General features: G+C 57.9%; 1 protein-coding gene and 2 rRNA genes. All 3 read left to right on the top strand.

The genetic code is table 11. The features are described 5' to 3' along the window. The first annotated feature begins 95 nt into the window (after positions 1-95). The 3 genes from ACORLH_RS19350 (at position 96) to ACORLH_RS19340 (ending at position 10,890) form a co-directional block, all read left to right on the top strand. A 23S ribosomal RNA gene (locus tag ACORLH_RS19350) occupies positions 96-2,928 on the top strand. Between the two features lie 105 nt (positions 2,929-3,033). Then, positions 3,034-3,148: ribosomal RNA gene (gene rrf / locus ACORLH_RS19345) — 5S ribosomal RNA — on the top strand. 614 nt (positions 3,149-3,762) lie between these two features. Further along, positions 3,763-10,890 carry a DUF7507 domain-containing protein gene (locus tag ACORLH_RS19340; RefSeq protein ID WP_321829958.1) on the top strand — a complete coding sequence of 2,376 codons (7,128 nt, stop codon included), beginning with the start codon at positions 3,763-3,765 and terminating at the stop codon, positions 10,888-10,890. Positions 10,891-10,892 lie beyond the last annotated feature (2 nt).

Raw genomic sequence — 10,892 nt, 5'->3', positions numbered from 1 at the left:
GTAAGGAGCGGGAAAGTATGCTTTTGATCAGAAAGTGAGCCATCGGTCGAACCAGCCCGGTGGTGGAAGACGTCAGTCTTACTCTTTCTGGATCAAATCAAGCGCGAGAAGGGCGTTTGGTGAATGCCTTGGCAGTAAGAGGCGATGAAGGACGTGATACTCTGCGATAAGCTAGGGGGAGCCGAGAATAGGCTTTGATCCCTGGATCTCCGAATGGGGCAACCCACTTGATACTCTGTTATTGTTAGCTTTTGCTGATCAATAACCGGGTAAACCAAGTACTTTTAACCTGAATACATAGGGTTTTAAGAGCGAACCCGGGGAACTGAAACATCTAAGTACCCGGAGGAAAGGAAATCAACAGATACTCCCCTAGTAGCGGCGAGCGAACGGGGACCAGCCGAGCCTTGAGAGTGACCAGAACAATCTGGAAAGATTGACCATAGTGGGTGACAGTCCCGTATGGGAAGCTCGATAGGACGTATTAAGTAAGGCGGGACACGTGAAATCCTGTCTGAACATCGGGGGACCACCCTCGAAGGCTAAGTACTCCTTACTGACCGATAGTGAACCAGTACCGTGAGGGAAAGGTGAAAAGCACCCCGACGAGGGGAGTGAAACAGTACCTGAAACCGAACGCCTACAATCAGTCGGAGGCTCCTTGCGAGCTGACGGCGTACCTTTTGTATAATGGGTCATCGACTTGGTCTCACGAGCAAGCTTAAGCCGTTAGGTGTAGGCGCAGCGAAAGCGAGTCTTAATAGGGCGAATGAGTTCGTGGGATCAGACCCGAAACCGAGTGATCTAGGCATGACCAGGCTGAAGGTAAGGTAACACTTACTGGAGGGCCGAACCCACACCTGTTGAAAAAGGTCGGGATGAGTTGTGCCTAGGGGTGAAAGGCCAATCAAACTCGGAGATAGCTGGTTCTCTGCGAAATCTATTTAGGTAGAGCGTCATCCGAATACCCCGGGGGGTAGAGCACTGGATGGGTAATGGGGCCCCACAGGCTTACTGATCCTAACCAAACTCCGAATACCCGGGAGTACTAGATGGCAGACACACGGCGGATGCTAACGTCCGTCGTGGAGAGGGAAACAACCCTGACCTCCAGCTAAGGCCCCTAATTCATGGCTAAGTGGGAAAGCAGGTGGGACGACCAAAACAACCAGGAGGTTGGCTTAGAAGCAGCCATCCTTTAAAGATAGCGTAACAGCTCACTGGTCTAAATAAGTTGTCCTGCGGCGAAGATGTAACGGGGCTCAAGCCATGAGCCGAAGCTGAGGATGCACATAGTGCATGGTAGCAGAGCGTAGTGTGACATAGCTCCAATCCTCTTTAGCGATCCTCGGATCGCCTTGGAGGATAAGGAGCTTTCTGTGAAGCCGGCGCGTGAGCGATCCGGTGGAGAGATCACTAGTGAGAATGATGACATGAGTAGCGACAAACAGGGTGAGAGACCCTGTCGCCGAAAGTCCAAGGGTTCCTGCTTAAAGCTAATCTGAGCAGGGTAAGCCGGCCCCTAAGGCGAGGCCGAAAGGCGTAGTCGATGGGAACTAGGTTAATATTCCTAGGCCGTGAGGTGGTGACGGATCACAGAGGTAGTTCAGGCTTAACGGATTGTCTGGGCTGCTGAGTGGTCCCTGGAAATAGCCCCTCTTTAAGACCGTACCCTAAACCGACACAGGTGGACTGGTAGAGTATACCAAGGCGCTTGAGAGAACGATGTTGAAGGAACTCGGCAAAATACCTCCGTAAGTTCGCGAGAAGGAGGCCCAGTTTCTAGGCAACTAGTGGCTGGGGGCACAAACCAGGGGGTGGCGACTGTTTACTAAAAACACAGGGCTCTGCGAAGTCGCAAGACGACGTATAGGGTCTGACGCCTGCCCGGTGCCGGAAGGTTAAAAGGAGATGTGAGAGCGTCGAATTGAAGCCCCGGTAAACGGCGGCCGTAACTATAACGGTCCTAAGGTAGCGAAATTCCTTGTCGGGTAAGTTCCGACCTGCACGAATGGCGTAACGACTTCCCCGCTGTCTCCAACATCGACTCAGCGAAATTGAATTGCCTGTCAAGATGCAGGCTTCCCGCGGTTAGACGGAAAGACCCCGTGCACCTTTACTACAGCTTCGCACTGGCATCAGGCACAATATGTGCAGGATAGGTGGTGGGCTTTGAAACCAGGACGCCAGTCCTGGTGGAGCCTCCCTTGAGATACCACCCTTATTCTGCTTGATGTCTAACCGCGGTCCGTTATCCGGATCCGGGACCCTGCGTGGCGGGTAGTTTGACTGGGGCGGTCGCCTCCTAAAGAGTAACGGAGGCGCGCGAAGGTTGGCTCAGAGCGGTCGGAAATCGCTCGTTGAGTGCAATGGCAGAAGCCAGCCTGACTGCGAGACTGACAAGTCGAGCAGAGTCGAAAGACGGCCATAGTGATCCGGTGGTCCCGCGTGGAAGGGCCATCGCTCAACGGATAAAAGGTACGCCGGGGATAACAGGCTGATACTGCCCAAGAGTCCATATCGACGGCAGTGTTTGGCACCTCGATGTCGGCTCATCTCATCCTGGGGCTGGAGCAGGTCCCAAGGGTATGGCTGTTCGCCATTTAAAGAGGTACGTGAGCTGGGTTTAGAACGTCGTGAGACAGTTCGGTCCCTATCTGCCGTGGGTGTAGGATACTTGAGAGGAGTTGCCCCTAGTACGAGAGGACCGGGGTGAACGTTCCACTGGTGGACCAGTTATCGTGCCAACGGTAGTGCTGGGTAGCTATGAACGGAAAGGATAACCGCTGAAGGCATCTAAGCGGGAAGCCCCCCTCAAAACAAGGTATCCCTGAGGACCGTGGTAGACCACCACGTCGATAGGCCAGAGATGTAAGTGCGGTAACGCATTCAGTTGACTGGTACTAATGGTCCGATAGGCTTGATTTGATCCAGTAAAAGTAAGACAAATCAAAAGCATACACACCTAAGTGAAAACACTTGGACAACAGTTGATATCAGGGCTAACAAAATTGCCCCTTGGTATTTATTCGGTTTGGTGGTCATAGCACGAGTGAAACACCCGATCCCATCCCGAACTCGGAAGTTAAGCACCGAAGCGCCGATGGTACTGCGTCTTAAGGCGTGGGAGAGTAGGTCACCGCCAAACCTAATAAATACCAAATCCTCTCTAATCGATACTAAACCCAAAACACCGAACAACGGCCGCCCAAAAAAGGGCGGCCGTTGTTCGGTGTTTGAGGGACGTGAATTGCAGTATGACTGGTACTGCGTCGTTCAGCGAAATAACCTATAGCTGTGATGTCCAGATGGCTGTATTTGGATCGACCTTGCGCATGAATTGGCGGTCTGTCCGCTGTCACTGCTGCGACAAGTGCTAAGAAAACCCGTTGCATTTCACCGAATCGCTGTGAAGCAAATGGGTAGCTATCCGTTTAGGGCGCCCCCTACGCGCCTTTGCATACTCCGACATAAGATGTTGTAATCCCGTAGTTTTACGGATTTGCGGGCTTCATTTTCCTGATTTCGTGTCAATTCTGCACCGGATTTTACACCTCTCAAAGAAGACACCTTTCCCTTTACGTAAAGAAACACCGAAAACGGACGTAGTTAACAATGTCGATCAATCTGCCGCGAAGAGTGGATGGTCTGGTTGTTGCAGGGTGAAGTGTGAGTGGGTTGGCCTCTGAGTTCAGGGGTTTCGCGTATAGGTAAGGATTGGGGACGATCCGCGTGAGAGCGTGGAGCGACAAACGGGCAAATATGAAGACTTTGGTTAAGGCCCTGCGCAAGCTCTGCGCAGGTGGGGCTGATCTGCGGATCGGTGCGATTGTTATGGTATTGGGGTTTGGTCTGGCGGCTCTGGTTCCCAATCAGGTTAAGGCACAAGACGTCGACTGGGTTTTGAACCTGGAAGACACGGGCTATGACCCGACGCCGGCAAGTGGCCTGATCTCCTACAGTCTGTCCATTTCCAACAGTGGTCTTGATCCGATAACCGCAACCTCCGTGGATCTGACGATCCCGGCCAACAGCCAGTTTACCGGAATGACCGGTGATATGGGCCCCTGTCTGCCAGCAACAGCGACGGGCCCCACCGTGGTGCGCTGTGATGTGCCGGCTTTGGCCGGAGAGGGCAGCGTTGCGGCGCAGGTTAACATCCTGTCAGAGGTGATGGGCAACCTATCCCTGTCCGCCGCAATCACAGATACCACCGACGCACCGCAGACCGGCAACAACCAAGATACAGAAACAACCACTGTGAGTGCAGGTTCTGACCTGGGTGTCACGATCAGCGGCCCAACAACCGCGGCGTCAGGCAGCATGGTGACCTACACATTTGTGGTCACAAACAATGGCCCAAATACGCTCAGCTCCGCGGCGTTGCAGTTCCCGACCACCAGCGGATTGATGAATGTGACCCCGCCGGCGGGCTGTTCTGCCGGGGCGGATGGGTTTGACTGTACGATTACAGGTCCCATGGCCCTTGGCGCGAGCCGTAGTTTTGATTTTACCGGTCAGATCTCAGCCGCCTCAGGCTCGACGATTTCGCCGCTTGGCAGTGTCCACACAGCGGATCCGCTGGACCCGATTGATGGCAATGACACCGACACGATCGACACATCCGTCACCGCTGGCAGCGACATCCGGCTGAGCAAGTCCCGTTCGCCAAACGGCAATCTTCTGGTTGGGGACACGGTCAGCTTTACGTTGTCGTCCAGCTACACCGGTGACAGCCCAACGGGGTTGCAGATCGTCGACACCTTGCCGGTGAACTACGCGATCGACAGCATTGTGCCTGATGGGGGCAGTGACTGGATTTGTGGGTTCCTCGGCCAGGTTGTGACCTGTGACATGACCGATGGAACCGTTGCAGGGGCAAATGTGGACCTTGGCGATGTGACGGTGAATGTGACCGTTGTGTCCGAAGGCACGGCGCAGAACACCGCAACGATTTCATCCACCTCCCCCCTGGACCCGGATCTGAGCAACAACAGCGACAGCGACAGCGAAGCGACGATTGTTCAGCCCTTCATCGATCTGGATGCCAATAAAACGGGTCCGTTCCCGGCCCTTGGTGTTGTCGGCAACACCTATGAGTTTACGCTGAACGCGCGAAACCGCGGCAACACGGATTTCTGGGGCACGGTGATTTTGACCGACAGCCTGCCGGCTGGGCTGCGTTTCACTGGGTACCGGGGCAGCGGTTGGTCCTGTAGCCCCGCCGCGCCGGTGGACGGCCCCAACGATGTGACCTGTAGCCGAACCTACACCGAGGCAAGCCCGCTGCCGGAAGACAGCACGACGCCTGATCTGATCCTGGAAACCGAAACACTGGCGGAAGGCGATGCCACCAACCGGGTCACCGTGACCTCCCCCGATCCCAATCTGGTGGACGACAACGCGGGCAACGACAATGCGTCGGTCATCCTGAGTGTGCATCAGGTTGCAGTATCGGCCGATATCACCGTTTCGAAAACAACGGCACTGGCAACTTTGGCCGCTGGCGAGGTGCAAACCTACTACATCGAGGTGATCAACCCAGATCCCTTTAACGCATTGGATGTTGAGGTCACTGATGACCTGACCGGCCTGATCAACAATGCTGTGGGTCCGACGGATTCTGGCGTTGTTGGCTGGTCCGTCACTTCAAACTCGGCCTCCGGCATCACCTGTAACACGGATACCGTGTTGGGCGGGACCTCACGCCAGCTGTTCTGTGATATTGACACCCTGCGCCAATGTACCCCTGGCAGCGGTGGTGACTGCCCAATCATCGAGGTGCAGGTGCGCCCCGGTGGCAATGGTGGCAGCCGGACCAATACGGTCGATGTAATCTCGATGGGGGTGGCGGATGGCGATCTGACCAACAACACAGACAGCGCCAGCTTTACCCTGACACCGCGTGCGGATGTCACCGTCAGCAAGGTTGGCTCGCCCGGCTCGGTGCCGGCGGGTCAGAACCTGACCTATGTAATTTCCGCGATCGTGACCGATGACGGGTTGAGCGCCGCAGATGATGTGACGATCACCGATACGTTGCCGCATGGCGTGACCTTTGTCTCAGCCTCGCCCTCGGCGGGCAGCTGTACCACGGTGCCAACCGCGGGCGATGCCATCACCGCGCTGAACGATCAGTTGGTCTGTGATCTGGGCCGGATCAACAATGGGGCGCAGCGCACGGTGACGGTTGTTGTACGGCCGAACCACAGCGCGGGCGTCTACCCCCGCACCATCACCAATGCGGTATCGGTGGCCACCAGCACGGTGCAGACCGATACCAGCAATGACAGCACCACCGAAACAACCACGGTGACGATCCCGGCGATGGATCTGATCGTGAACAAGACCGAGGATATTGATCCGGTCGCAGTCGGTCAGGAAACGACCTACACCATCACCGTGGAAAACGGCGGCCCCAGCCATGCCGAAGATGTGGTTGTGACCGACACCATGCCGGCGGCGGGTCTGAACTATCAGTCCTACACTGCGCCCGGTGGTGTCTGTACGGCTCCTGCGGTGAGCGCGGTTGGCGGCACGTTGACCTGTTCCTATGACCTGATCCCAGCGGGTGAGGTGCGCACCATCACCCTGACGGCGATGGGGGTGACCAAAGGGATCTACGACAACTCGGTCTCGGTCAGCTCCTTCGGGGCGGCGTCGCTTTATGACACCAACAGCACGAATGACAGCACCACCGAAGGTACTACCGTGCGGACCCGCGCCGATATGGAGGTGGTCAGCAAGACCCCCAGCGCGGCCTCGGTCAACCTGCGTGATGACTTCACCTTTGTGATCCGTGTCCGCAACAACGTCGGCCCTCACGTGCCCACCGGCGCCATTCTGGCCGAGGCGGATGAGGTTGAGGTGGCAGATACCCTGCCCAGCGGGATGGAGCTGACCGGCACGCCAAGTGTTGCTGTGGTCAGCGGTTCCATCACGGCCAGCACCTGTACCGGTGCGGCTGGTGGGACGTCTTTCACCTGTGATCTGGGCACCGTTAGTTCTGGCGGGGAGGTGGATATCACCGTTCCGGTTCAGCTGGTTTCAGTCAGCAGCCTGCCACATGTCTTCACCAACACCGCGACGGTCGACAGCTTCTCGTTGGATATGGCGCCGGGCAACAACAGCAACTCGGGCTCGGTCAGCGTAAACTCCTCGGTTCTGTCTGGTCGTTTGTTCCGTGATTTCAATGATGACGCGGCGGTTGACGCGGGCGATACCGGCATCGCGGGCATCACCATGACCCTGACAGGTACCTCGTTTGACGGCCAGTCGGTCACACGGACGGTCACCACGGATGCCAACGGCGGTTATCAGTTCGACTATGTTCCGCAGGGCACCTATCAGGTGCGCCGTGGCAGCGTGTCAGAGGATTACCTCAGCGACGGGACAGACACGCCCGGCACGCTAGGCGGCACCGCCCAGAACAGCACCGATATTGCGGCGATCACCTTGCCTGCAAACACCAGCACCACCGGGTATCTGTTTGCCATGGTGCCGCAGGCGCGTATTGGCATTGCCAAAGAGATCACCAATCAGGTGATGCACGCCGATGGATCCTTTGATGTGACCTTTGGTCTGACGGTTGAGAACTTCAGCCTGGAAGATCTGGAAAACGTCACCGTGATGGACCCGCTGAGTGGTGCGGCACCCAGTTTTGGAACGCTCGCCACCCTGGCGGATCCGGCAAACGATCCGATGGCACCGGGCACCTATGTGGTGACCACCGCGCCAAGCAGTGTTTGTGGCGGGGCACATCCCGGATTTAATGGCAGCGGGGACCCAATCGTCGCCACCGGCATCACCCTGTCTGCAGATACGCAGTGCGTCATAGACTTCACCATCCGGGTGCAACCAACCGTGCCACTGCCTGCGGCGCAACCCGGTGGGCATCTCTATGAAAATCAGGCTGAGGTTCAGGGCGATGGGGTTCTGTCGGGCCAGATCTACCCAACCAACCCATGGCTGCGCGATCTGTCCGACAATGGCGGCAATCCCGACCGGAATGATAACGGTCGCGGCAATGATGCGAATGAGGATGATCCGACTCCGGCAACCCCAGGCGTGGCCCCGGCGATCGATCTGGTGAAAACCGTTTCGGGTATTCTGACCACACCCCAGGCGGGCGATACGCTGACCTACAGCTTTACCGTGACCAACACCGGCAACGTGGATCTGAGCGATGTTCAGGTCGTAGATCCGCTGCTGGGTGGCGCGCTTTTGTCCCCGACCATCTCCCTGGCGATGGGGGCTAACCATAGCTTCACTGAAACCTACGTGCTGACGCAGGCAGACATTGATGCCGGTCAGGTGGTCAACAACGCCGATACCTCCGGCCGTGATCCCTATAACACATTGGTTGAGGATGATTCCGGCACCACCACAGGCACGGACGGTCCGACAACTGCGGTGCTGCCGCAGCGGCCCAGCATTGCCTTGGTGAAAACGGCAGATGTGTCAGGGGTGCAGACCCCGGCCGTAGTGGGCGATCCGATTGTCTATTCTTTCGCGGTCGAAAACACCGGCAACGTGACGCTGAGCGATGTGCAGATCAATGACCCGATGTTGGGGGGTGATCTGCTGGTCACACCGCTGAGTCCGCTGACGCTGGCACCGGGGCAGTCGGTCAGCACCGCAGTCAGTGTGACTTATACCCTGACGCAGGCTGATCTGGACGAAGGACAGGTGGTCAATCAGGCCCGTGTCACCGGGACACCGCCCACCGGGCCGGATGTCACGGATGTTTCCGGCACTGCGACCGGCACCGATGATCCAACCGCGTCGCCGGTGACGCAGAATGCTGCGATCACCCTTGAGAAAGAGGCGCAGGATGAAATCTACCGCACCACGCAGGCTGTCGCTGGTGATCCGCTGAGCTATGAGTTCACAGTGACCAACACCGGCAACGTGACCCTGACCAATGTCACGGTCACCGATCCGATGCCTGGGCTAGTGATCACCAATCCGGTGATCCCATCGCTGGCGCCGGGGGCCGCAAATGCGGTGGTTCTGACAGGCAGCTACCCGTTGCTGCAGGCCGACATCGATGCCGGTGAGGTACCCAACACTGCAACCGTGACCGGCGACTACCTTGATGTCACCGGCACGCCGCAACAGGTCAGCGACACCGACTCGGACCTGGCGATTGTTGCCGCGATTGAGGCCCTGGCGGAGTTGTTCCCGGCCTTCAGCACAGACGGTGGCACAACCACCTCAATGCTGGCCTCGGACACGGTGCTGGGGGATCCGGCCACGCTGGCAACTGTGACGATTTCCGTGCTGTCAGAGGATCCGGGCGTGACGCTGGATCCGGCGACTGGGTTGATTACCCTGGCCCCGGGCCAACCGGCGGGCGCCTATGAGGTGCATTATGAAATCTGCAGCGTCGCCTATCCGGCGATCTGTGACGATGCGGTGGAAACCGTGGTGCAGAACCCGATTGAATCGATTGAGGCCGTAAAATCGCAGTTGCTGGTCGACAATGGCGATGGCGCTGACGGTGTGGGCGACCGGGTTGATTACACGATCACCCTGACCAACACCGGCAACGTGCCGCTGACCTCTGTCTCGCTGGTGGACACGCTGACCAGCCGCACCGGGACGCCGCTGTCGCTGGATGCCTTGCCGGTCTTTGTGTCTGCCGACCTCGCCTCGGCCGAGGGGCGTTTGGAAATTGGCGAAACCGCGACCTATACCGCCAGCTACACCCTGACTATTCAGTCGGTCACCGAAGGTGGGCTGCTGAACTCGGTCACCGGGCGCGGCACCTCGGACTATCCGCCGATGTTCACATCCGCACCGCGGGTGGTGACCGATGTCTCAGATGATGACATCGACACCGACGTCAACATGGTCGATGACCCGACTGAGCTGATCCTGTCAGCCGTCATAACGGATCAGGGCATGACGATCACCAAAACCACGCCGCGTGGTGTGGTGGAGCGTGGATCGGTGGTGCCCTACACGATCACCGTTGAGAATGAGAACGTCTTTGTCTCAGGCACGGTCGATATCGTCGATGTGCTGCCGGATGGGCTGTTCTACGTCGAAGGTTCAGCCACCCTTGAAGGCGCGCCGCATCCGGTTGTTGTGGCCGGACGAGTGATCACCTGGGATGACGTGCCCCTGCCGCCGCTCACCACCTACACGCTGACCTTGTCAGCACGGGTCAGCAGCGGTGCAGATGTGGGCGATCACATCAACCGGGCGACTGTTCGCCATCCGGATAACGGCACACTTCTGGCCGAGGAAGCCACCGCAACGGTGCGGATCCTGCCCGAACCGGTGTTTGATTGCGGTGACGTGATCGGCAAGGTGTTTGAGGATGAAAACCGGGATGGCTACCAGAACGAAGGGGAGGCTGGTCTGCCAGCGGCCCGTGTGGTGGGCGTTGATGGCACCCTCATCACCACCGATGAGTTCGGCCGCTTCCATGTGCCCTGCGCCATGCTGCCGGCAGATCGCGGTTCGAGCTTCATCCTGAAACTCGACACCAGATCCCTGCCTGCGGGCTACCGCGTGACCACGGAGAACCCGCGCGTCATTCGCCTGACCCCCGGCAAGATGAGTGAGCTGAACTTTGGCGCGGCGATCACCCGTGTGGTGCGGGTGGACCTGAGCGATGTGGCCTTTGTGACCGACGCTGAGGGGCGCAAACGCCTGAGTGATCCGCTGATTGCCGGGTTGGCGCAGCTGTTGCCACAGATCAAGGCCGAAGCGGTGCATCTGCGGCTGGCCTATCACCTGGGGGAGGCACCAACCGGTGCCGACAAACGGCGCGCCCGGCAACACATGCAACTGGTGGCACGCCATCTCAGGCGGGAATGGCCCAAGATCAGTCAGGTCAAACTGACGATCGAGCGAACCTTCGTTGAGACCCGGAAATAAGG

Source organism: Thalassovita sp., assembly GCF_963691685.1.
Lineage (GTDB): Bacteria > Pseudomonadota > Alphaproteobacteria > Rhodobacterales > Rhodobacteraceae > Thalassobius.
This window is presented reverse-complemented; position numbering and strand designations above follow the sequence as displayed.